Genomic DNA, 19,852 nt, shown 5'->3' with positions numbered 1-19,852 from the left:
CTCCCTCAGCCCTGTTAGAAGGGGTAGACGACCCGGCCGGGCCTGGCAAGCATGGCAAGGGATGGGGGGCCGGGTCGGGAGCGGAGGCGCGCGCGGATGACCGCTGTAGGGCCGCTGGATGCGATGTTCCTGGGCGGGGAGTCGCGGGAGCAGCCGATGCATGTCGGTGGGTTGATGCTGTTCGAACTGCCGGAGGGCGCCGGGCGGGATCAGGTGTTCCCGGAGAGTTCGCGGGAGTTCGTCTCGCGGCTGTACCAGGAGCTGCTCGCGGCGCCGGAGGTGAACCCGCTGTTCGCGCGGCGGGTTCGGAACCGGGCGGTCGACCTCGGGTACTGGTCGTGGGAACAGGATGACGAGGTCGACCTCGAGTACCACGTCCGGCTGTCGGCGTTACCGCGTCCCGGGCGATACCGAGAACTGTTCGAACTCACCAGCCGCTTGCACGGCACCCTGCTCGACCGCCATCGCCCGCTGTGGGAAATGCACCTGATCGAAGGTGTCGAGGGCCGCCGCTTCGCCGTTTACAGCAAGATCCACCACGCGCTGCTGGACGGCGTCACCGCCCTCCGCCTGATGCAACGAACCCTCAGCACGGATCCCGCACGTATGCACATGCCCGCCACCTACGCCGTACCGCCGGAACCGCTCGAGCCGGTGCCGGGGAGTGGATGGCTGCCGACGTTGACCCGAATGCCGGGTGACGCTCTGAAGACCGCCGCCGGCCTCGCCGGGCTCCCGGTCGCCGGGTTGAACAGCTTGCTGCGTTCGACGATGCCGTTTCGGGCGCCTCGGACGGTGTTCAACCAGACGGTGACGGGGGCCCGGCGGTTCGCGGCGCAGTCCTGGGCGATCGAGCGGTTGGAGAAGGTACGGGCGATCACCGGGGCGACGTTGAACGACGTACTGCTGGCGATGTGTTCAGGGGCCCTGCGCAACTATCTGCTCGAGCAGAACGCACTGCCGGACAAGTCGCTCACCGCGATGGTTCCGGTCAACCTCCGCACCAAGGACACCGGCCCGGGCGGCGGGAACTCGCTCGCCACGCTGATCGCCGACCTCGCCACCGACCTGTCCGACCCGGAGCAGCGCATCCGCCGGATCATGGCGTCGACCGCCCAGGCGAAGAGCGTCCTGTCCGGCCTCACCCCGCTCCAGAACCTCGTCGTCGGCGCGCTCGGTTTCGCCGTCGCCGGGCCCGGTGCGGTCCTGCCGGGAGTGGCCGGCCGTACGGCGCCGCCGTACAACCTCGTCATCTCGAACGTCCCCGGCCCGACGCAGAGCCCGCTGTACTGGAACGGCTCGCGCCTGCTCGGGCTCTACCCCGCGAGCATCGTCATGAACGGCCAGGCGCTGAACATCAGCGTCACCAGCTACGCCCACCAACTCCACTTCGGCCTGGTCGGCTGCCGCCGCACCGTCCCACACCTCCAACGCCTACTCACCCACCTCGAAACCTCTCTGAGCGAACTCGAGAACATCCACTGATCGGGCTCGCCGGTCAGACCGGAGACGGCAGTGGCGGCAGGACGCTGTCGACCTGCAGGGCCAGTGCCAACAGTTCCTGGTCGTGGTTGCAGGGTCCGTTGAGTTCGATCCCGACGGGCAGGCCGGCCTTGGTCAGTCCGGCCGGGAGGCTGATGCCCGGGAGGCCGGCGCCGCTGGCCGGAACAGTGTTCTTCGCGAGGAACAGGTGCTCCACCTGCTGGCCGGCGACAGTGAACACCCACTGGTCTGCGATGCGTGGGGCCGGCGCGGGCGTCGTGGGGAAGATCAGGGCGTCGATGCCCTCGCGTTCGAAGACCTGGGCGAAGCGGCGCTGGAGGGCGGGGCGGTCTACGCCGACAGTGGTTGCGCGGCCCTCGTCCGAGAGGTACCCGGGGCTCCCGGGAACGACGACCGTGCTCCACACGTCGTGCAACTGTGGCTTGAGCGACTGATAGATGTCGTCGACCGACACCGGGTAGCCGTTCTCGGCGAGGAAGGCGGAAATCGCTTCATAGGTGTCGCGGAGGAAGAGGTTCCACGCGGTGCGATCGGCCAACTCGGTGAAGTCGTCACCGAGGTCGACTTCGACTACTTCGGCACCTGCTTCGCGGATCCGGGACACGGTTTCGTGGAACAGTCGCTCGACCTCCGGATCCACCAGGGCCAAGTGGTGCTTGGGGGCGTAGGCGAGCCGCGTTCTGCTGAAGTCCGGCCGCGCCACGCTGGGGCCGTCGAGCCGGCCGGTGACGACCTGGTCGATGAGGAGTACATCTTCGACGTGGCGCGCAAGAAGTCCCGTGGTGTCGAGGACGTGGGAGATCGGGGCGACGCCGCCGCGCGGCCACCTGCCTGTCGTCGGCTTGTAGCCCACGACGCCGTTGAGCGCGGCCGGGATCCGGATGGAACCCACGGTGTCGCCGCCGAAGGATGCCGGGACCATTCGCGCAGCGACGGATGCCGCGGAGCCGCTGGAGGAGCCGCCGGTCAGATGCTCGTGGTTGTACGGGTTCAGTACCTGCCCGTACTCGGCATTGTGGCCGGTGACGCCGTACGACATCTCGACGAGATTGTTCTTGCCGAACACGATCGCGCCTGCGCCCTTGATTGCCGTGACGACCTCGGCCTCGGTTGGGGGGACGAAATCCTTGAGCGAGCGGAGACCGAGAGACGTTGGTAGGTCCTTGGTTTGATAGCTGTCCTTAACTCCCAGCGGTACTCCGAGCAGAGGGGCGGTCGCTCCGGCCGCGCGTGCCTTGTCCGCGGCGGAAGCGGCAGCGAGTACCGACGACTCGTCGATGGTGGCGAACGAGTGGATCGCGGACTGTGCGCGTGCCTGATCGAGGAGCGCGGCGGCGTACGACTCCGCGGTGATGTCGCCGCGACGGATCGCGGCGGCAGCCGCCGCGACACCGAGCTCCGTCAACTGCCTGTTGCTGCTGGGAATGGCCGAGGGGTCGGTGTGGGTCACCGGCGTACTCCGTCCGTGAACAGGGCGTCGGAGACCGGGACGTCGAGGATCTTGAGCAAGTGGATGACCTTGCGGTCGAGCTCTTCTCCGACAGCGGCGATGGCTGGGTTGCCGAAACTCGAGAAGCGTGTGCTGGGTTGGTCGATCGAGAATCGGACGGTGCCCTCGGCGTCGCGGTGGATCGCCGTTCGCAAGGGCGCGTAGAGCATCACGGCAGGGTCGTGGCGGTACATCTGCTCCGCGATGGTGTGGTTGCCCATCAGGTACGTGGCGCAGTCGCCCGCGTTGCCGGCGAGCTGCATCGTGGCGCCGACGTCGGTACTCCAGAACCGCAGGAAGCCGTGCGGAGCGTTCTCCGCGGCCGCCTCGAGCACCGTGTTCCAGTCGGCGCGGTCGGCTCGTAGTTGATCCAGGCGGGGCAGGTCCAGAACGGGTACCGCTGCCTCGTACCGGTTGCGGAAGTCCTCGAACGATGTGCCGGTGTCGATCGACCAGCGGACGACCTGGTGCGGTACGGCGATTGCTGTGTGGTCGGACATGCGTCTGCTCACTTCCTCTTCAAGTAAAGCGATCACTGTACTTTGGACTGTAGCGGTGGTTGACCGCGAAGTACAGTGATCGCTATACTTTAGTGATGAACGTGACACCGGAGGCCGCGTCGACGAAGCGTGGCGGGCGCGGGGCGCGAGAACGCATCCTGAAAGCGACCGTCGAACTCTTTGCTCGCGACGGCATCCATGCGACCGGGGTGGCGAAGGTGACCGAGGTCGCGCAGGTTTCCACCCGCACCCTGTATCAGCACTTCCCGAGCAAGGAAGCACTGATCAGCGCGTATCTGGAACGGCTCGAGTCCGATCCGGACGGGCCGGCCGAGATCGAGACCGTGCTCACGCGCGACGATCTCCCGCCCCGCGACCGGTTGATCGCGCTGTTCTCGGCGCCGGCCGATCCGGCGGGGCCGGTGCTGCGCGGGTGTCCGTTCCACAACACGGCGGTCGAGGCGGCGGGGGGCATGCCGGAAGCCGCTGCCTTCGTCGAACGCCACAAGCGGGAGCTGACCGCGAGCCTCATCGCCACGGCGCAGGCCGCCGGAGCCGGCGACCCCGAGGAACTAGGACGCCGCCTCGCTGTCCTCTTCGAAGGCGCCCGCGCCCTCGCCACCTCCCTCAACGACCCCCAGCCGTTCGACGATGCGGGCGCTCTAGCAGTCGCACTGATCGACAACGCGATCGGCGCAACCTCACCGGCCTGAAAACCGTCGCGTCAACAGTTCAAGAAGACGGCGCGTGGGGCCGTTCTCAGAGGCGGACGGGGCCGTTGGGGGTTTGGAAGGTGGCGGCTACTAGGCCGGGTTGGCCGTTGGGGCCGGCCCAGGTGACGTCTAGGTCGTCGAGGAGGTGGTCGGCGGGGTGGCCGATCCAGTCGGTGACGCGGGTCGGGTCGCCGGCGATCTCCAGGCCGGTCAGCTTGATGTCCTTGCCGCCGATCGACGGGTGCTGGCCGAGGTCGTCCCAGTGGATGAAGAACGGCAGCTGCGGGTCCGCGATCAGGCCCTTGACGCCGATCTGCCGCCAGGTCAGGTTCACCCCGTCCGGCCGGTGCCGGTTGCCGGGCACCGCCTGCCGGCCGAGGCGCTTCTCCATCGCCTCCATGTCGGTGACCTCGACGACCCAGCCGAGCCAGCCGCCGCCGAGCTCCTTGCGGGCCCGGACCGCTTGCCCGAACGGCGCCTTGTCCGACGCGGGGTGGTCGAGCACGTCGACGACCTCGATGTACCGGTCGTTCTCCAGCGGGAGGATGTGGTTCACCGTGCCGAACCGTGGATGCACCCCGCCGTCCACGAACTCAGCACCGAGCAGCGCGGACAGCCGCTCGATCGTGGCTCCGCAGCCATCCGGCCCGCACGCGTACGACAGATGATCCAGACGCATGGCAGCCATTCTTACCGCCCCCACCGACAGAAGTTGTACAAGGGTGTGTCGCTACGCTCGACCCATGCGCACAGTCGTCATCGGTGGTACCGGACATATCGGCACCTATCTCGTTCCGCAGCTGGTTCAGCTGGGCCACGACGTCACGGTGCTCAGCCGCGGCGAGCGTACGGCGTACCAGCCTGACGCCGCCTGGGACAAGGTCGACCGGATCCAGGTGGACCGGGAGGCGGAAGATGCCGCGGGCACCTTCGGCCGGCGGGTGGCGGAGCTCGAGCCCGACATCGTCGTGGACCTGATCTGTTTCACCGAGGACAGTGCTCGGCAGCTCACCGAGGCCATCCGGGGAAACGTCCAGCACTTCCTGCACTGCGGCACGATCTGGGTGCACGGACCGAGTGTTACCGTGCCGACCACGGAAGACGCCCCGCGCCGCCCCTGGGGTGACTACGGGATCCAGAAGGCCGCGATCGAGAAGTACCTGCTCGCCGAGGCACGACGGACCGGCCTCCCGGTCACGGTGATCCACCCCGGTCACATCTGCGGTCCCGGCTGGACGCCGATCAACCCCGCCGGCAACTTCGACCGCGCCGTCTACGACACCCTGGCCAAGGGCGAGGAGCTCCAGCTCCCCAACTTCGGCCTGGAGACGATCAACCCGGTCCATGCCGAGGACGTCGCAAGTCTCTTCACCGCGGCCATCACCAGCCGCGCCACCGCGATCGGAGAGAACTTCCACGCGGTCGCCAGTGACGCGATCACGCTCCGCGGGTACGCCGAGCAGCTCTCGGCCTGGTACGGCCACGAGGCCAACCTGACCTACCACCCGTGGGAGGAATGGGCGAAGGACAACCCCAACGCGCAGACCACCCACGACCACATCCTCCACAGCCCCAACTGCTCCATGGAGAAGGCGGCCAGACTCCTCGGCTACCGTCCGCGCTACTCCGCCTTCGAGGCCGCGCTGGCCGGGATCAAGGCGCTCACTTAGAAGCTGGGTGCGGCAGCAACGGCCGCGCCGCGTCCAGGTGCTGGCGGCACAGCGCGGCGAGTACGTCGTACGCCTTGAGACCCATCAGCGTCTGCAGTTCGACCTTGCTCGACTCGAACACCGGCTCGACCGCGATATGGGCCTCGGTGTTGCCCGTGCAGTACCAGTCGAGGTCGTGACCGCCGGGGCCCCAGCCGCGGCGGTCGTACTCCCCGATGCCGACCTCGGTGTACGACGTGCCGTCCGGGCGCTCGACCTCGCGGAACGTCCGCCGGATCGGCAGCTGCCAGCACACGTCCGGCTTGGTCTCGACGAAGTGCACGCCGCGCTTGAGTGCCAGCCCGTGCAGCGCACAGCCGGCGCCGCCGGCGAACCCCGGGCGGTTCAGGAAGATGCAGGCACCGTCCCAGACCCGGGTCTTGCGCTCACCCTCGTCGTCGGTCTCGACCCAACCGTTGGTCCGGCCCTCCTTGCGGAACTGCCAGTCGTCCTTGGACAGCTCCTTGGCGTACTTCTTCACGCGCTTCTCGTCGTCGGCGTCGGAGAAGTGCGCACCGAGCGTGCAGCAGCCGTCGTTCGGACGGCCCTTGTAGATCCCCTGGCAGCCGCCACCGAAGATGCAGGACCAGTTGGACGTCAGCCAGGTCAGGTCGCAGCGGAAGACCTGGTCGGAGTCGTCGGGGTCGACGAACTCGACCCAGGCACGGGGAAAGTCGAGAGAAACCTCAGGCACCTGGAAAGCCTACGCGCAACCGCGAACACACCGATACTCCGGTTGTCCAGTAGCGTGAGGGTATGCGGCTCGGCGTACTCGACGTGGGATCCAACACCGTCCACCTGCTCGTGGTGGACGCGCATCGTGGTGCCGCGCCACTCCCGGCGTACTCGCACAAGACCGAGCTGCGGCTGGCCGAGCACCTCGACAAGGACGGCAAGATCGACCAGTCCGGTGCCGACGGGCTGATCGCGTTCACCAAGGAAGCCGTCGAGCTCGCCGAGGACAAGGGCTGCGAGTCGGTGCTCGCGTTCGCGACGTCCGCGCTGCGCGAGGCGCCGAACGGCGAGAAGGTGCTGGACCGCGTCCGCAACGAGACCGGCGTACACCTCGAGGTGCTCAGTGGTGAGGACGAGGCCCGGCTGACGTTCCTGGCCGTCCGTCGTTGGTTCGGCTGGTCCTCCGGCCGGCTGGCGGTGTTCGACATCGGCGGCGGCTCGCTGGAGATCGCGGCCGGATCGGACGAGCAGCCGACGGTCGCGGAGTCGGTCCAGCTGGGCGCCGGCCGGCTGACCCGCGAGAGCCTGACCACGGACCCGCCGGCCAAGGACGAGGTGCGCGCACTCCGCCGCCGGATCCGGATGGAGCTGGCCGCGGTCGCCGGTCCGGTACTGCGGGCCGGCAAGCCCCAGCGTTCCGTGGCCACCAGCAAGACCTTCCGCTCGCTCGCCCGGATCACCGGTGCCGCGCCGTCCGCCGACGGACCGTACGTGCCGCGCACCCTGAACCGGGACGACCTGAACGAGTGGATCCCGAAGCTGACCAAGATGTCGGCCGCCGAGCGGGCCGCGCTGCCCGGCGTCTCGGCCGGCCGCTCCGCGCAGCTGACCGCCGGCGCGCTGGTCGCCGACGCGGTGATGGACCTGTTCGATCTGCCCGCGCTCGAGATCTGCCCGTGGGCGCTCCGCGAGGGTGTCATCCTGTCAAGGCTCGACCAGCTGCAGCCCCGGTGAACCGATGAACTCCCGTACGACCGCGAAGATCGGCCTGTCCACCGCCTCCGTCTACCCAGAGTCCACCGCCAGCGGTTTCGAGCTGGCCTCCCGGCTCGGGTACGACGGTGTCGAGGTGATGATCGGCATCGATCCGCTGAGCACCCAGATCGACGCGATCCAGCGGCTGATCGACTACCACCAACTGCCGGTGCTGGCGATCCACGCGCCGACACTGCTGATCATGCAGCGCGTCTGGGGTACCGACCCGTGGAGCAAGCTCGAGCGCAGCGCCGAGGCGGCGAAGGAGCTGGGCGCGGACGTGGTCGTCGTCCATCCGCCGTTCCGCTGGCAGCGCGACTACGCGCGCGGGTTCGTCGAGGGCATCGCCCGGCTCGAGGCCGAGACCGGTGTGACGCTGGCCGTCGAGAACATGTACCCGTGGCGCGCGCCGGGGCGGGACCTGCAGGCGTACGCGCCGAGCTGGGACCCGACCGAGCAGACGTACGCGCACACCACGCTCGACCTGTCGCACGCGTCCACGGCCGAGCAGGACTGCGTCGAGCTGGCGGCGACGATGGGCAAGAGCCTCACCCACGTACACCTCACCGACGGCACCGGCTCCGCGAAGGACGAGCACCTGGTCCCCGGCCGCGGCACGCAGCGCGCCGCCGACCTGCTGAACGAACTGGCCCGGCAGGACTTCCGTGGGCACATCATCGTCGAGATCAACACCCGGCGCGCGACCAGCCGCTCCGAGCGCGAGGTCGACCTGGTCGAGTCGCTGGAGTTCACCCGCCGGCACTTCGTGAAGTCGCGCCGGACGCCGTTCGCGGTCACCCCGGAGGGCGAGATCTCGGAGCTGACCTCGTGACGGCCCGATGACACCGGTACGCCGGACGCCGGGACGCCGGCCGGGCGGCCCGGACACCCGCGGGGAGATCGTCCAGGCGGCCCGGGAATCCTTTGCGGACAAGGGTTTCGAGGCTACCTCGATGCGCGCCGTCGCCCGGCAGGCCGGTGTCGACGCGGCGCTCGTGCACCACTACTTCGACAGCAAGGACGAGCTGTTCATCGAGGCGCTGGCGCTGCCGGTGGACCCGCGGATGATCGCGGCGCGCATCGTCGACGGCCCGCGGGACGAGATCGGCCGCCGGATCGCGACCGCGTTCCTCGGTATCTGGGAGTCGGCGGAGGGCCAGCAGCGGATGCGGGCGCTGTTCCGCAGCGTGCTCAGCAGCGACGAGGTAGCCCGGATGATGCGTGAAGGCATCACCCAGATGATCGTCGTACCGGTCTCGCAGATGCTCGCCGTACCCGATGCCAGGCTGCGGGTCGGTCTGGTCGCGACGCAGCTGGTCGGGGCTGCCATCGTCCGGTACCTGGTGGGTCTGGAGCCGATCGCGTCGGTCGACGTCGAGACGCTGATCGACCGGTTGGCGCCGGTCCTGCAGCAACATCTGACCGGCTGATGCAGGTCCCCGGCGACGCGGAGATCCGCGAGTTGCATCGCATGTACGCGCCGAGTCGCGAGGCGTTCGACCTCGTGTACGAGCACTGCGAACTGGTCGCCGACGTGGCGGCGCAGTTCTACGACCGTCTCGACGTGGATACCGATCTCGTCCGGGCGGGGGCGTTGCTGCACGACATCGGCGTGTACCGGCTGGAGACGTCGGCGTACGTACGGCACGGCGTACTCGGGCACGAGCTGCTCGCCTCGCTCGGGTATCCGGTCGAGCTGTGCCGGTTCGCCTCGTGTCATACCGGCATGGGCATCACCCGGGAGGACGTGGTCCGGCAGGGGTTGCCGATCCCGGTGGACGACTACCTGCCGCGGACGCCGGAGGAGGAGCTCGTCATGTACGCCGACAAGTTCCACAGCAAGCGGATGCCACCGGTGTTCGTGTCGGCGGACACGTACGCGACCGAGGTCGGGCGGTTCGGGGCGGACAAGGTCCGGCGGTTCGCCGGCCTCCGGGCGCGGTACGGCGACCCGCGGCTCGGCCCGCTCAGCGACGCCACCGGGTACGCGGTCATCTGAACTCTTGCTACGCGGCGAGCTGCGAGCTAAATTCATCATATGATGAAAAACGCGGTGAGCTGCCACGACCTGGTCGTGGTGCGCGGTGCGCGGGAGGTCCTGCACGGGATCGGGTTCGACCTCCGGGCCGGCAGTGTGACCGGTCTGCTCGGGCCGTCCGGGTGCGGCAAGACCACGCTGATCCGTGCGATCGTCGGTCTGCAGGACCGCGTCACCGGCGACATCTCGGTGCTCGGGCTGCCCGCCGGCGCGGCCGAGCTGCGCGGCCGGATCGGGTACGTGACCCAGGAGCCGAGTGTGTACGGCGATCTGACCGTGCTGGAGAACGTCCGCTTCTTCGCCGCGGTGCTCGGTGTCGCGGCGGCCGAGGTGGATCGGGTGATCGCCGCCGTCGACCTCACCGGACACGCGGACGCGCGGGTGGACAGTCTGTCCGGCGGTCAACGCTCGCGCGCCTCGCTGGCGGTCGCGTTGCTGGGCAGCCCTGAGCTGCTGGTGTTGGACGAACCAACGGTTGGCCTGGATCCCGTGCTGCGCAGGGATTTGTGGGCGCTCTTCCACGAGTTGGCCGACGCCGGTTCGACGCTGCTCGTGTCGAGTCACGTGATGGACGAGGCGTCGCGGTGCGACCGGTTGCTGCTGATGCGGGACGGCGAGCTGCTCGCCGACGAGACGCCCGAGGCGCTGCTCGACTCGGTCGGGACCACCGACATCGAGCAGGCGTTCCTCACGTTGATCGAGCGGAAGGCGGGGGCGCGATGACTCCGCGGGTGATGTTCGCGATCGCGGCCAGGGTGCTGGCCCAGCTGCGCCGGGACGGCCGGACGGTGGCGATGCTGATCCTGCTGCCGGCCTTCTTCATCAGCCTGATGTGGTGGATGTTCCACGACAAGCCGACGGTCTTCGACCAGGTCGGTGGCCCGCTGCTCGCGGTGTTCCCGTCGATCATCATGTTCGTGGTCACGTCGGTGACGACCCTGCGCGAACGCTCCAGCGGCACGTTGTCGCGGTTGTTCACGATGCCGATGTCCAAGCTGGACTTCCTGCTCGGGTACGCGCTGGCGTTCGCGCTGGTCGCCGTCGTCCAGGCGCTGGTCGTGGTGTCGATCGCCTTGTATTTGCTGGGTTTGGACATCAAGGGCGCTGCTTGGCAGCTGGGCGTCGTCGCCGTACTGGACGGCGTACTGGGTGCTGCCCTGGGGCTGTTCGCCAGCGCATTCGCGGCCACCGAGTTCCAGGCCGTGCAGATGATGCCGGCCATCATGATCCCGCAGATCCTGCTCTGCGGCCTGTTCGTCCCGCGCGACCAGCTGCCGTCGGTGCTGCACGCGATCAGCGACATCCTGCCGCTGTCCTACGCGGTCGACGCCGTCCTGGGAGTTGCTAAAGGCAACGACCTGACCACCGGCACGGGCGGCGACACCTTGGTCGTGGCCGGCTTCATCCTCGCCGCCCTCGGCCTGGGTGCCGCCACCCTCAAACGCCGGACTGCCTGAAGACCCGGGCCGAATCGCTTCGGTTGCCGGCGATCCGGCCCGGGCGAGCAGTCACTGGAAGGTCTTGACGAGCTTCCCGGACCGGTCGTACGCGGCGACTTTCGGGTGGTCGCTCAGCTTGGACCTCGACGTGTTCACCCAGGTGAACGCGAACCATCCGCCCTTGCTGACCGGGACCTTGTACACCGGCCCGGAGCCGATCCGCAGCCGGACGTCGGTCGCGTCCTTCGAGGCGACCCGTCCCCAGCCGGTCAGGTTGTACGTCGAACAGTTGGCGGTGCTGCAGGGCCCGCCACCGCCGCCGGCCACGTACAGGTCGGTACGTGCCGATTTGTCGGCCGGGTCGAGCGCCGGATCGTCGCCCCGAATGTCGGTCAGCGTCAGGAACCTCGTGCTGCCAGGTCCGCCGAGCAGGGTCTTGTCGTTCAACAGGTTGCAGCTCATCGCCTTGCGGCCGGACGGTGACACCGCGACCAGGACGGCCTGACCGAGCGCCTTCGAGCGGTCCACGGCGACGACCTGCCAGTTCGTCACGTCGACCCAGGCCAGCACCGAGCAGATCTTCAACTGCCCCGCGACGTCTGCGGTCGCCGGCAGCCGCCGCACCTCCGCGACCAGCGCCGCCGTGGGCCGGTCGCCGCCCGGGATGATGCACTGCGCCTCCTTGGCACCGTTCTTCAGGTCGTACGTCGTCAGACTGCCCGACCGGAAGCCGCCCGTCGCGCTCAGCTGCCGGTGCTCCTGCGGATTCCGCAGCGCGCACCGCCGTGTGGCCTCCTCCTTGCTGATCCGCTGATCGGCGCCGTCCTCGCCGCTGGGTACGCCAGGGACAGGCTCGAACAGTGCGCTGTGCTGCTGACTCCCCGCGACGGTCGGCTGCTTGTCGGCCGCCGTCAGGTTGGGCACGAGGCTGACCACGAGCGCCACGGCAGCCACGCCGGCCGCGGCCCCGCCGACGCCGAGAAGCCGGCGGCGGCGCCTGCCACGGCGGCCGCGTTCCAGGATCCGGGTGGTGTCGAAGGGCTCCAGGGGTTCGTCGGCGGCGAGCCTGTGGAGCTCGGCGCTGACTTCGCGTACGTCTTCCATCTCGTTCTCCTTCACAGCGCCGCCCGGCCCGTCCGCCGGAGGTCGATGGCTCGTCGGAGAGTGTCGAGACCCCGTGCCGACTGGCTCTTCACGGTGCCTTCCGAGCAGCCGAGGAGTTCCGCGGTCTGCTCGACGGACAGGTCCTCGTAGTAGCGCAGTACGACGCACGCGCGCTGCCGTGGTCCGAGTGACTTCAGTGCTTCGAGTACCTCGTCCCGTTCGGCGTACCCGTGCGCGAAGTCGTCGCCGGCCACCGTGTCCGGTACGTCGGCGATCGTCACCTCACGGCGCCACGGCCGGCGTTTTCCGTCGTACGCCGCGTTCACGACCATCCGGCGCGCGTACGCCAGCGGGTTGCCGACCCGCCGGACCTTCGGCCAGGCCAGGTACAGCCGGTAGAACGCGTCCTGGACGATGTCGTCGGCCCGGTGCCGGTCGCCCGACACCAGGAACGCCGTCCGCCGCAGTCCCGCTCCGGCCTGCTCGACGAACTCGACGAACTCCCGGTCCCGCTCCGCCATCCGCGCCTCCACTCTCCATCTCCCCCTCAAGACGGAAAGGCCGAACTCCTAGGTTGCACCCCGGATCAGCCGGACAGGTGCGAGACGTTGTGCCAGGCGGGGTCGGGGGTGCTGGTGACGGTGACTTTCCCGTGCGGCCAGCCGGTGGTGGCGGCTCGGAGTTGGGCGTCGGCGGGCGTGGTGCCGTCGGTGTAGTAGTGCAGGATGCGCACGCCGGCGGAGGTCTCGTGGGCGAGCAGGTTGCCGGAGCCGCCGAGCCGGTCGGTCAGGTGGTCCTCGAACGCGCGGAGTTCGTCGAGCATCTCGGACTCCGGCAGGCCGTCCTCCCGGACGACCGGGTACCGGATCGCCACCGCCACATGCGTGTCGAGGTGCGGACGCCGGATCGAGCGCAGCGGGTACTCGGCCGTCGCGATCACCCGGTGACCGTCGCGAGTACCCTCCAGCATCTTCCAGGCCGGACTGCCGTCCTCCAGCGTGTGCTCGGCGGCGAACCCGGCCACCGCCGGCAGCAGCTCCATCACCGGTACGGCGTCCGCCGGGGCATCCGGGAGCGTGTCGATCGCGCCGACCCAGGTCTCCACCATCTCCTCGCCGAGCACCAGGTCGAGGATCAGGAACGTCACCCGCCGCTGCGCGTCCACCGACAGCGACGCGAATGACGGATGGTGTACGCCGACGTGCACCGACGCGGAGTCCGGCTCGATCGACACCAGCGACTCGTCGACCGCGACCGGCGGCAGCCCCTCGAACTGGATCGTCACGGCAGCGCCGGGGCGGCGCAGATCGGCGTACTCCCAGATGTCGTCGGACGGCGGCGCCGCGCGCAGCCAGCGCCGGGCGGTCGCGCGTTGCGCCGGGTTCCCGGCCGCGGTGACGATCAGCACGTGTTCGGCGTGCAGGCCGGGCCCGAGTTCCCACTCCAGGTCCGGGTGGATCCGGCCGACCCGCTCGTTCAGTTCGGCGTTCGCGTCACCCGGTTCGCGGCGCGCGACGGCGTCCGCGACGGGCGCGCTGCCGGTGGTCGTCCACCAGGACCAGAACGCGCCGATCGGGTCGGCCTCCACGGCGTTCCGGCGGCGGCGTCTGAAGATGGGCATAGCCGCATCCTCTCCCAACCAGGGGTGCGACCAGCGACCGTGGAACGAACCACTATGACCGGTGGTGTGGTCCGGGCCACACGATTCCGCAAAGCATGGTTCAGGCGCGTAACCTGCAAACACCACTGGCGACCACAGCCGCGCGTGGGTTCACGAGGAGGAACACGTAGTGCTTCGGCGAGTCCTGCTGGGCATGTCCCGCAGCCCCCAGATCAAGAAGGCCGTGTCGTCGCTGCCGGTGTCCAGCGGCATCGTCGCGCGGTTCGTCGCCGGTGAGACCGCTCCGGAGGCCGTGCTCGCCACCGAGAAGCTGGTCAGTAACGGCCTGCGGGTCACTCTCGACCACCTCGGTGAGGACGTCACCGACCCGGCCGCGGCGACCGCGACCGCCGACGCGTACCTGGACCTGCTGAAGAAGCTGGCCGCGGCCGGTCTGACCGCGAACGCCGAGGTCTCGGTGAAGCTGTCCGCGGTCGGCCAGGCGCTGCCCGGCGACGGCGAGAAGATCGCGCTGGAGAACGCGCGGACGATCTGCCACGCCGCCCGCAACGCAGGCACGACGGTGACGCTGGACATGGAGGACCACACCACCACCGACTCCACGTTGGGCATCCTTCGTGAGCTGCGCCAGGACTTCCCGGAGACCGGCGCGGTCCTGCAGGCGTACCTGCGCCGGACCGAGGCCGACTGCCGCGACCTCGCCTACGAGGGCTCCCGGGTCCGCCTCTGCAAAGGCGCGTACAAGGAGCCCGAGTCGGTCGCGTTCCAGGACAAGCGCCAGGTCGACAAGGCGTACGTGCGCGCGATGAAGGTGCTGATGAACGGCGAGGGCTACCCGATGATCGCCTCGCACGACCCGCGGCTGATCTCGATCGCGGGCGCGCTCGCCGACCGCGCCGGCCGCAAGCCGGGCAGCTTCGAGTACCAGATGCTGTACGGCATCCGCCCCGAGGAGCAGCTCCGCCTCGCGGGCCTCGGGCACACCGTGCGGATCTACATCCCGTATGGCGAGGACTGGTACGGCTACCTGGTCCGCCGACTGGCCGAGCGCCCCGCGAACCTGCAGTTCTTCGCCCGCTCCTTGATCAGCAAGAAGTAGCTCGAACCGGGACGGCTAACCTTTGGCATATGAGTGCAAAGGTGGCCGTCCTCGGGGCGGGTGTGATGGGGGAGACGTTGCTGTCCGGGCTGATTCGGGCCGGCCGGCGACCGGAGGACCTCCTGATCACCGAGCGCCGGGAGGAGCGCGCCGCCGAGCTGCGTGAGCGGTACGGCGTCGACGTGGTGTCGAACCTGGACGCCGCGAAACAGGCGGACACGCTGGTCCTCGTGGTGAAGCCGCAGGACATGCCCGATCTGCTCGCCGAGATCGCCCCGGCCGTTCAGCCGACCCAGACAATCGTGTCGCTCGCGGCCGGTATCAGTACCGGCTTCGTCGAGTCGCGGCTGCCCGAAGGTGTCGCCGTCGTCCGCGTGATGCCGAACACGCCTGCCCTGGTCGACGAGGGGATGGCCGCGATCTCCCGCGGCGCGCACTGCGACGAGAGCCACCTGGAGCTGGCCGAGAGCCTGCTGGCTGCGACCGGCCGGGTGGTCCGGGTGCCGGAGAAGCAGCAGGACGCGGTCACCGCGATCTCCGGCTCGGGTCCGGCGTACATCTTCTTCGTCGTCGAGGCGATGATCGAGGCCGGTGTGCACATGGGACTTCCGCGCGGTACGGCGACCGACCTCGTCGTACAGACCGTCGTCGGATCGGCGAAGCTGCTCCGCGAAACCGGCGAACACCCGACCGTGCTGCGCGAGCGCGTCACCTCTCCGGGAGGTACGACGGCCGCCGCCGTCCGCGAACTCGAGGACCACAAGGTGCGAGCCGCTTTCCTGTCCGCGATCGAAGCCGCCCGCAATCGCTCGCGCGCTCTCGCAGCCGAGTAACACCTCTTGCTCAGGTGGCGTTAAGGTAGCCCGGCCGAGGTTTCCTGCCATGTTCGAGGATGAGTCCGCCCATGGGTAATGGTTCGGTCGAGCCGGCCACCGCACCTGTCCAACCGCAGCAGGAGCACGAACTGCCGCAGCTGCCGTGGCGTGTGCCGCTGGACCCGGCGCCCTGGTGGGCGTGGGCCCTGTTCGTGCTGCCGTTCGTCGCCGTCCCGGCGCTGAACTCGTGGCTGTGGATGGGTGCCCGCGACATGCTCGCGGTCGGTCTGCTGACGATCATCGGCGCGTCCGTGGTCCGGGTCGCCGGTGGTGTCGTGCTGTACCGGGTGGAGCTGTTCCCGACCGGTCTGAAGGCACGTACCAGCATGCTGATCCGCAGCCTCGCCTGGCAGGACGTCGGCAAGATCGAGATCGGCGAGGACAGCGTCGTGCTCACCCGCGGCCCGGACGAGCACGAGATCAACGGCATCCGGAAGGACCGTACCGCCGAGGTCGCCGCCGTGATGGAGGCGCTGCGCGAACGCTCGCTGACCTCCCGGGTCCGCCGGCACCGCCCGCGCCCCGGCATCGGCACCCTGCTCGTCCTGCTCTACGTCGTGCTGTCGATCGGCGCCTTCATGCTCCGCTGGCACCTGGTCATCTGACCGTCCACGGCCCTTCGCCGGTCAGTTGGTCGGCAACCACCCGGACGACGGTCGCGCCCGCGGCCACGTCCTCGTTCCAGAACGGGAACTCGTCGCGGCCGAGATACTACTGGCTCAGCCGGTCCATCAACTCCTTGTACCGCTGCGGATCCCGCTCGAGTTTCGCCGTACCGCGCACGACGAGGTACTGCGTGAGCCCGCGCGGGCTGATCCGGTCGTCCTGCACGACCAACGTGATCCGCGGATCGCGGCGCAGGTTGCGGGTCTTGCGGTGCTTCTGCTCGACGCCGATCAGCAGCTCGTCGCCGTCCCGCCCGACCCACACCAGCGCGGCCTGGGGTGACCCGTCCGGGTCGATCGTGATCATCGTGGCGTCCTTGGGCTCGTCGAAGAGCCGATAGGTGCTTTCGGGAAGGTTCATGGCACAAAACGCTAGCCAGCGCCGTGGGAACCTCTGGGTACCCTGACGACTGTGCATGGACTGGAACCCGGCGACGTCTTCCTGGCCGACTGCCCGGCTCGGCTCGCGGTCGAGGTGATCGCGGACAAGTGGGCGGTCGTCGTGCTGTGGGGTCTCAACGACCACGCCAGACGGCATTCCGAGCTGATCGAGCTGATCGGCGGGATCTCGAAGAAGGTCCTCACCCAGACACTGCGCCGCCTGCAGGCCAACGGCCTCGTCACCCGCACCGACTACGGCGGCGTCCCGCCCCGCGTCGAGTACGACCTGACCGATCTCGGCCGCACGTTGATGGGCCCGATCCGCCAGCTCACGGAGTGGGCAGAAGCGAACGGCGAGAAGGTGCTCGAGGCCCAAGAGGGAAGATGAACCCCATGGACTTCTCTTTGTGGCCCGCCGCGGCTCGTTCTTGGCAGTCTGTGCTCGACGGAGCGGAGTACGCCGAACGCACCGGATGGCACGGGGTCTGGATCGCCGACCATTTCATGCAGAACGGTGACGACCTGAGCGTGCCGGTCAACGAATGCCTCGCGTTGATCGCGGGCATCGCCGCCCGGACCGAGCGCGTTCGGGTCGGGTCGATGGTGCTCGGCAACACGTACCGGCATCCGGCCGTGGTCGCGAACGCTGCCGCGACCATCGACCAGCTCGCGGGCGGCCGGTTCGTGCTCGGGATCGGCGCGGGCTGGCAGGTCAACGAGCACGAGGTGTACGGGATCGAGTTGCCGGCCGTCGGGCCGCGGTTGAAGCGGTTCGAGGAAGCCTGTCAGGTGATCACCGGGCTGCTGACCCAGGAACGCACGACGTTCGACGGCAAGTACTACCAACTGAAGGACGCGCCCTGTGAACCGAAGCCTGCCCGGTTGCCGATCCTGATCGGGGCGTCGGGCGAAAAAGTTGCCCTGGGCATCGTCGCGAAGTATGCGGACGAGTGGAACCACTGGGGCCGGCCGGACCTGGCGGCTCAGAAGGGTGAGGTGTTCGCCGAGCGCTGCGAGCGGATCGGGCGTGATCCCGGCGAGGTGCGGAGGTCGGCTCAGACGTTCCTGGAGGTTGTTGTGCCCGGGGATTCCGAGGCCGGCGAGCGGAAGGCCCGGTTGGAGAGCCGCGGGGCGCATGTGGTGATGGGGTCGGCGCAGGAAGTGCTGGATGTGGTGGCGCAGTACCCGGCCGCGGGGATCGACGAGTTGCTGGTGCCGGATGCGTTTCTCGGTGAGGGCAACAGGCGGTTCGAGGCGTTGGAGCGGCTGCGCGAAGAGGTGCTACTGAAGCTCTAAGGTCGCGACGACCGGCCAGTGGTCGCTCGGTACCCGGCCGTCGGGGCGGAAGTGCGAGACGGCCGCGTCCGTCACGGTCCACTCCGGGGTGATCAGCAGGTGGTCGATCCGGTCGTCGTCGACGGCGCCGGTGAAGTCGTGCCAGCTGCCGCCCTCGGACAGCGGTACGGCGAGCCGCAGCCCGGCGTCGACCAGGGTCTTGACCGGCGGCGAGTCCGGGGTCGCGTTCAGGTCGCCCATCACGATCCACGGCAGCGATCCGCTGATCCAGCGCGCGATCAGCCGCGACGACTGCAGTTGCGCGACCTCGCCCGCGTGGTCGTAGTGCGTGTTGACGACACCGACCGTCGTACCGTTGCGATGCCGCAGCCAGACCAGCGTCGCGATCCGGGTCAGGTCGGCGTCCCAACCGATCGAGCCTGGCGTAGCGGGGTCGTCGGACAGCCAGCGGGTCTCGTACCGCTCGATCCGCCAGTCGCCGGGCCGGACCAGGACGGGGGAGTGCTCACCGGCACTCATCCCGTCGTCCCGGCCCGCGCCGACGATCTCGTATTTGCCGAACCGCCAGCGCAGGTACTCGAGCTGGTCGGGCAGCACCTCCTGCAGGCCGACCACGTCCGCGTCCAGGTGTTCGATCGCCGCCACCGTCGCCTTCCGCCGCACCGGCCAGGCGTTCTCGCCGTCCGGTGCCGAGGAGTTGCGGATATTAAAGGAAGCGGCGCGGATCTTCATGGAGCCGATCCTGCCAAACCCATCGCCCGGGACGCAGCCTGGAGTCGCGGCGTACCCGCCTCGAGCGCCCGGTCCCGGCCCTGGGCGAGCAGGTGGTCGATCGCGCCCGGGTCGGTCGCCAGTCGCGCATACTCCTTCTGCAGCGGCTCGATGACGGCCAGTACGGCGTCCGCGACGTCCTGCTTCAGCGCGCCGTACGACGTGTACGCCGCGGCCAGCTCGACCGGGTCCCCGTCGGTACAGGCGGCGAGGATGTCCAGCAGGTTGGTGATGCCAGGCTTGTTCTGCTCGTCGTGCCGGACGACGTTCTCGGAATCCGTCACCGCGCGCATGATCTGCCGGCGGATCACGTCCACCGGGTCGAGCAGCCGGATCGTGCCGATCGCGTCGTCCGCGTCGGACTTGCTCATCTTCGCGGTCGGGTTCTGCAGGTCCTTCACCCGGGTCGCCAGCGCTGCCTTGTTCAGTTGCGGTACGACGAACGTCTCGCCGTACTCGCGGTTGAACCGGATCGCGACGTCCCGGGCCAGTTCGACGTGCTGGTCCTGGTCACCGCCGACCGGCACCCGCTCGGCACCGTACAGCAGGATGTCCGCGGCCATCAGGCACGGGTACGTGAACAGCGACGCCCGCGTCATCGGGCGGCCCTTGCCCTTCTCCTTGTACTGGATCATCCGGGACAGCTCCCCGACGTACGACGTGCACTCGAGCAGGTACGCGAGCTGCGCGTGCGTGGGTACGTCGGACTGGACGAACACTGTGCCCTCCGGGACGCCGGCCGCGAGCATCAGCGTCGCGAACTCGCGGGTGAGTGTGGCGAGTCTTCGGGGATCGTGCTTGGTCGTCATCGCGTGCAGGTTCGCGACGAAGTAGAAGCCATCCGGGTCGGTGAATCGGCGGAGTGCGCCGAGGTGGTTGCCGAGCGTCAGCCGGCCGGACGGGGTGATGCCGGAAAGCGAGGTCATGATCTTTCTCCTT

The 19,852-nt window shown here is 68.9% G+C and carries 24 protein-coding genes; 14 read left to right on the top strand and 10 right to left on the bottom strand.

Annotated elements, in window-relative coordinates; genetic code table 11:
• The first annotated feature begins 96 nt into the window (after nucleotides 1–96).
• Nucleotides 97–1,485, top strand: coding sequence for a WS/DGAT/MGAT family O-acyltransferase (locus FB475_RS11945; RefSeq protein ID WP_141855345.1), 1,389 nt, complete (start codon nucleotides 97–99; stop codon nucleotides 1,483–1,485).
• Between the two features lie 13 nt (nucleotides 1,486–1,498).
• Here the strand turns inward: FB475_RS11945 and FB475_RS11940 are convergent, their stop codons facing one another.
• Together FB475_RS11940 and FB475_RS11935 are read right to left on the bottom strand one after the other, a co-directional pair.
• Complete coding sequence (locus tag FB475_RS11940) at nucleotides 1,499–2,953, bottom strand: amidase family protein (protein WP_141855343.1); 1,455 nt, start codon at nucleotides 2,951–2,953, stop codon at nucleotides 1,499–1,501.
• Entirely contained in the window at nucleotides 2,950–3,504 is a 555-nt protein-coding gene (locus FB475_RS11935; protein ID WP_238332104.1) for a DUF302 domain-containing protein, read from the bottom strand. Before FB475_RS11935 ends, FB475_RS11940 begins: the two co-directional genes overlap by 4 nt.
• A gap of 83 nt (nucleotides 3,505–3,587) precedes the next feature.
• Here FB475_RS11935 and FB475_RS11930 point away from each other — a divergent pair, with 83 nt between their 5' ends.
• The gene (locus FB475_RS11930; RefSeq protein WP_141855339.1) at nucleotides 3,588–4,205 is read left to right on the top strand and encodes a TetR/AcrR family transcriptional regulator; all 618 of its coding nucleotides are present in this window, start codon (nucleotides 3,588–3,590) and stop codon (nucleotides 4,203–4,205) included.
• Nucleotides 4,206–4,251: 46 nt separating this feature from the next.
• On the opposite strand, the gene FB475_RS11925 is transcribed toward FB475_RS11930, so the two are convergent.
• Nucleotides 4,252–4,884: a VOC family protein gene (locus tag FB475_RS11925; RefSeq protein ID WP_141855334.1), complete on the bottom strand. Its 633-nt coding sequence runs from the start codon at nucleotides 4,882–4,884 to the stop codon at nucleotides 4,252–4,254.
• 64 nt (nucleotides 4,885–4,948) lie between these two features.
• On the opposite strand from FB475_RS11925, the gene FB475_RS11920 reads away from it, so the two are divergent.
• Nucleotides 4,949–5,875, top strand: coding sequence for an NAD-dependent epimerase/dehydratase family protein (locus FB475_RS11920; protein ID WP_141855332.1), 927 nt, complete (start codon nucleotides 4,949–4,951; stop codon nucleotides 5,873–5,875).
• On the opposite strand, the gene FB475_RS11915 is transcribed toward FB475_RS11920, so the two are convergent.
• A complete protein-coding gene (locus tag FB475_RS11915) occupies nucleotides 5,868–6,608 on the bottom strand; it encodes a DUF3109 family protein (protein WP_141855330.1) in 741 nt (246 codons plus the stop codon). The genes FB475_RS11920 and FB475_RS11915 overlap by 8 nt on opposite strands.
• Nucleotides 6,609–6,670: 62 nt before the next feature.
• Between FB475_RS11915 and FB475_RS11910 the strand changes: the two genes are divergently transcribed.
• The 6 genes from FB475_RS11910 to FB475_RS11885 are packed head-to-tail and all read left to right on the top strand — an operon-like array spanning nucleotide 6,671 to nucleotide 11,119.
• Nucleotides 6,671–7,603 (top strand): Ppx/GppA family phosphatase, encoded by a 933-nt coding sequence (locus tag FB475_RS11910; RefSeq protein ID WP_141855328.1) that lies wholly within the window; start codon nucleotides 6,671–6,673, stop codon nucleotides 7,601–7,603.
• Nucleotides 7,604–7,607: 4 nt separating this feature from the next.
• Nucleotides 7,608–8,456 carry a sugar phosphate isomerase/epimerase family protein gene (locus tag FB475_RS11905; protein ID WP_141855326.1) on the top strand — a complete coding sequence of 283 codons (849 nt, stop codon included), beginning with the start codon at nucleotides 7,608–7,610 and terminating at the stop codon, nucleotides 8,454–8,456.
• A gap of 7 nt (nucleotides 8,457–8,463) precedes the next feature.
• Complete coding sequence (locus FB475_RS11900) at nucleotides 8,464–9,054, top strand: TetR/AcrR family transcriptional regulator (RefSeq protein ID WP_141855324.1); 591 nt, start codon at nucleotides 8,464–8,466, stop codon at nucleotides 9,052–9,054.
• A complete protein-coding gene (locus FB475_RS11895) occupies nucleotides 9,054–9,623 on the top strand; it encodes an HD domain-containing protein (RefSeq protein WP_141855322.1) in 570 nt (189 codons plus the stop codon). The genes FB475_RS11900 and FB475_RS11895 overlap by 1 nt, the downstream gene beginning before the upstream one ends.
• Nucleotides 9,624–9,662: 39 nt before the next feature.
• Complete coding sequence (locus FB475_RS11890) at nucleotides 9,663–10,385, top strand: ABC transporter ATP-binding protein (protein ID WP_141855320.1); 723 nt, start codon at nucleotides 9,663–9,665, stop codon at nucleotides 10,383–10,385.
• The gene (locus FB475_RS11885; RefSeq protein ID WP_141855318.1) at nucleotides 10,382–11,119 is read left to right on the top strand and encodes an ABC transporter permease; all 738 of its coding nucleotides are present in this window, start codon (nucleotides 10,382–10,384) and stop codon (nucleotides 11,117–11,119) included. The genes FB475_RS11890 and FB475_RS11885 overlap by 4 nt, the downstream gene beginning before the upstream one ends.
• Nucleotides 11,120–11,170: 51 nt before the next feature.
• Here the strand turns inward: FB475_RS11885 and FB475_RS11880 are convergent, their stop codons facing one another.
• The 3 genes from FB475_RS11880 to FB475_RS11870 form a co-directional block, all read right to left on the bottom strand.
• A complete protein-coding gene (locus tag FB475_RS11880; RefSeq protein ID WP_141855316.1) occupies nucleotides 11,171–12,205 on the bottom strand; it encodes a hypothetical protein in 1,035 nt (344 codons plus the stop codon).
• An 11-nt stretch (nucleotides 12,206–12,216) separates the two neighbouring features.
• On the bottom strand, nucleotides 12,217–12,726 hold the full coding sequence (locus FB475_RS11875) for a SigE family RNA polymerase sigma factor (RefSeq protein WP_141855315.1): 510 nt from the start codon (nucleotides 12,724–12,726) through the stop codon (nucleotides 12,217–12,219).
• Between the two features lie 65 nt (nucleotides 12,727–12,791).
• Nucleotides 12,792–13,826: a DUF695 domain-containing protein gene (locus tag FB475_RS11870; protein ID WP_141855313.1), complete on the bottom strand. Its 1,035-nt coding sequence runs from the start codon at nucleotides 13,824–13,826 to the stop codon at nucleotides 12,792–12,794.
• A gap of 169 nt (nucleotides 13,827–13,995) precedes the next feature.
• Between FB475_RS11870 and FB475_RS11865 the strand changes: the two genes are divergently transcribed.
• The 3 genes from FB475_RS11865 to FB475_RS11855 all read left to right on the top strand — a co-directional run bounded on the left by FB475_RS11865 (nucleotide 13,996) and on the right by FB475_RS11855 (nucleotide 16,405).
• Entirely contained in the window at nucleotides 13,996–14,925 is a 930-nt protein-coding gene (locus tag FB475_RS11865) for a proline dehydrogenase family protein (protein WP_141855311.1), read from the top strand.
• A gap of 29 nt (nucleotides 14,926–14,954) precedes the next feature.
• The gene (gene proC / locus FB475_RS11860; protein ID WP_141855309.1) at nucleotides 14,955–15,758 is read left to right on the top strand and encodes a pyrroline-5-carboxylate reductase; all 804 of its coding nucleotides are present in this window, start codon (nucleotides 14,955–14,957) and stop codon (nucleotides 15,756–15,758) included.
• A gap of 71 nt (nucleotides 15,759–15,829) precedes the next feature.
• Nucleotides 15,830–16,405, top strand: a complete 576-nt coding sequence (locus FB475_RS11855) for a hypothetical protein (protein WP_238332103.1) — start codon at nucleotides 15,830–15,832, stop codon at nucleotides 16,403–16,405.
• Between the two features lie 106 nt (nucleotides 16,406–16,511).
• On the opposite strand, the gene FB475_RS11850 is transcribed toward FB475_RS11855, so the two are convergent.
• Nucleotides 16,512–16,826 (bottom strand): TIGR03618 family F420-dependent PPOX class oxidoreductase, encoded by a 315-nt coding sequence (locus FB475_RS11850; protein WP_185759217.1) that lies wholly within the window; start codon nucleotides 16,824–16,826, stop codon nucleotides 16,512–16,514.
• 51 nt (nucleotides 16,827–16,877) lie between these two features.
• Between FB475_RS11850 and FB475_RS11845 the strand changes: the two genes are divergently transcribed.
• Entirely contained in the window at nucleotides 16,878–17,234 is a 357-nt protein-coding gene (locus FB475_RS11845; protein WP_141855304.1) for a winged helix-turn-helix transcriptional regulator, read from the top strand.
• Between the two features lie 5 nt (nucleotides 17,235–17,239).
• The gene (locus tag FB475_RS11840; protein ID WP_141855301.1) at nucleotides 17,240–18,142 is read left to right on the top strand and encodes a TIGR03560 family F420-dependent LLM class oxidoreductase; all 903 of its coding nucleotides are present in this window, start codon (nucleotides 17,240–17,242) and stop codon (nucleotides 18,140–18,142) included.
• Here FB475_RS11840 and FB475_RS11835 read toward each other — a convergent pair.
• Together FB475_RS11835 and trpS are read right to left on the bottom strand one after the other, a co-directional pair.
• Nucleotides 18,128–18,874, bottom strand: coding sequence for an endonuclease/exonuclease/phosphatase family protein (locus FB475_RS11835; RefSeq protein WP_141855299.1), 747 nt, complete (start codon nucleotides 18,872–18,874; stop codon nucleotides 18,128–18,130). The genes FB475_RS11840 and FB475_RS11835 overlap by 15 nt on opposite strands.
• Nucleotides 18,871–19,839 (bottom strand): tryptophan--tRNA ligase, encoded by a 969-nt coding sequence (gene trpS, locus FB475_RS11830; protein WP_141855297.1) that lies wholly within the window; start codon nucleotides 19,837–19,839, stop codon nucleotides 18,871–18,873. The genes FB475_RS11835 and trpS overlap by 4 nt, the downstream gene beginning before the upstream one ends.
• Nucleotides 19,840–19,852 lie beyond the last annotated feature (13 nt).

It is taken from the genome of Kribbella jejuensis, from assembly GCF_006715085.1.
Taxonomy (GTDB): Bacteria; Actinomycetota; Actinomycetes; order Propionibacteriales; family Kribbellaceae; genus Kribbella; species Kribbella jejuensis.
The sequence above is the reverse complement of the archived record's forward strand: the minus strand, read 5'-3'. Positions and strand labels throughout refer to the sequence as shown.

Bases quoted from the DNA above. Each gene is read 5' to 3' on its own strand.
- FB475_RS11905 (WP_141855326.1), top strand. From the start codon at position 7,608: ATGAACTCCCGTACGACCGCGAAGATCGGCCTGTCCACCGCCTCCGTC.
- FB475_RS11850 (WP_185759217.1), bottom strand. From the start codon at position 16,826: ATGAACCTTCCCGAAAGCACCTATCGGCTCTTCGACGAGCCCAAGGAC.
- FB475_RS11840 (WP_141855301.1), top strand. From the start codon at position 17,240: ATGGACTTCTCTTTGTGGCCCGCCGCGGCTCGTTCTTGGCAGTCTGTG.
- FB475_RS11890 (WP_141855320.1), top strand. From the start codon at position 9,663: ATGATGAAAAACGCGGTGAGCTGCCACGACCTGGTCGTGGTGCGCGGT.
- proC (WP_141855309.1), top strand. From the start codon at position 14,955: ATGAGTGCAAAGGTGGCCGTCCTCGGGGCGGGTGTGATGGGGGAGACG.
- FB475_RS11870 (WP_141855313.1), bottom strand. From the start codon at position 13,826: ATGCCCATCTTCAGACGCCGCCGCCGGAACGCCGTGGAGGCCGACCCG.
- FB475_RS11875 (WP_141855315.1), bottom strand. From the start codon at position 12,726: ATGGCGGAGCGGGACCGGGAGTTCGTCGAGTTCGTCGAGCAGGCCGGA.
- FB475_RS11835 (WP_141855299.1), bottom strand. From the start codon at position 18,874: ATGAAGATCCGCGCCGCTTCCTTTAATATCCGCAACTCCTCGGCACCG.
- FB475_RS11925 (WP_141855334.1), bottom strand. From the start codon at position 4,884: ATGCGTCTGGATCATCTGTCGTACGCGTGCGGGCCGGATGGCTGCGGA.
- FB475_RS11855 (WP_238332103.1), top strand. From the start codon at position 15,830: ATGGGTAATGGTTCGGTCGAGCCGGCCACCGCACCTGTCCAACCGCAG.
- FB475_RS11930 (WP_141855339.1), top strand. From the start codon at position 3,588: ATGAACGTGACACCGGAGGCCGCGTCGACGAAGCGTGGCGGGCGCGGG.
- FB475_RS11895 (WP_141855322.1), top strand. From the start codon at position 9,054: ATGCAGGTCCCCGGCGACGCGGAGATCCGCGAGTTGCATCGCATGTAC.
- FB475_RS11945 (WP_141855345.1), top strand. From the start codon at position 97: ATGACCGCTGTAGGGCCGCTGGATGCGATGTTCCTGGGCGGGGAGTCG.
- FB475_RS11880 (WP_141855316.1), bottom strand. From the start codon at position 12,205: ATGGAAGACGTACGCGAAGTCAGCGCCGAGCTCCACAGGCTCGCCGCC.
- FB475_RS11900 (WP_141855324.1), top strand. From the start codon at position 8,464: ATGACACCGGTACGCCGGACGCCGGGACGCCGGCCGGGCGGCCCGGAC.
- FB475_RS11920 (WP_141855332.1), top strand. From the start codon at position 4,949: ATGCGCACAGTCGTCATCGGTGGTACCGGACATATCGGCACCTATCTC.
- FB475_RS11910 (WP_141855328.1), top strand. From the start codon at position 6,671: ATGCGGCTCGGCGTACTCGACGTGGGATCCAACACCGTCCACCTGCTC.
- trpS (WP_141855297.1), bottom strand. From the start codon at position 19,839: ATGACCTCGCTTTCCGGCATCACCCCGTCCGGCCGGCTGACGCTCGGC.
- FB475_RS11885 (WP_141855318.1), top strand. From the start codon at position 10,382: ATGACTCCGCGGGTGATGTTCGCGATCGCGGCCAGGGTGCTGGCCCAG.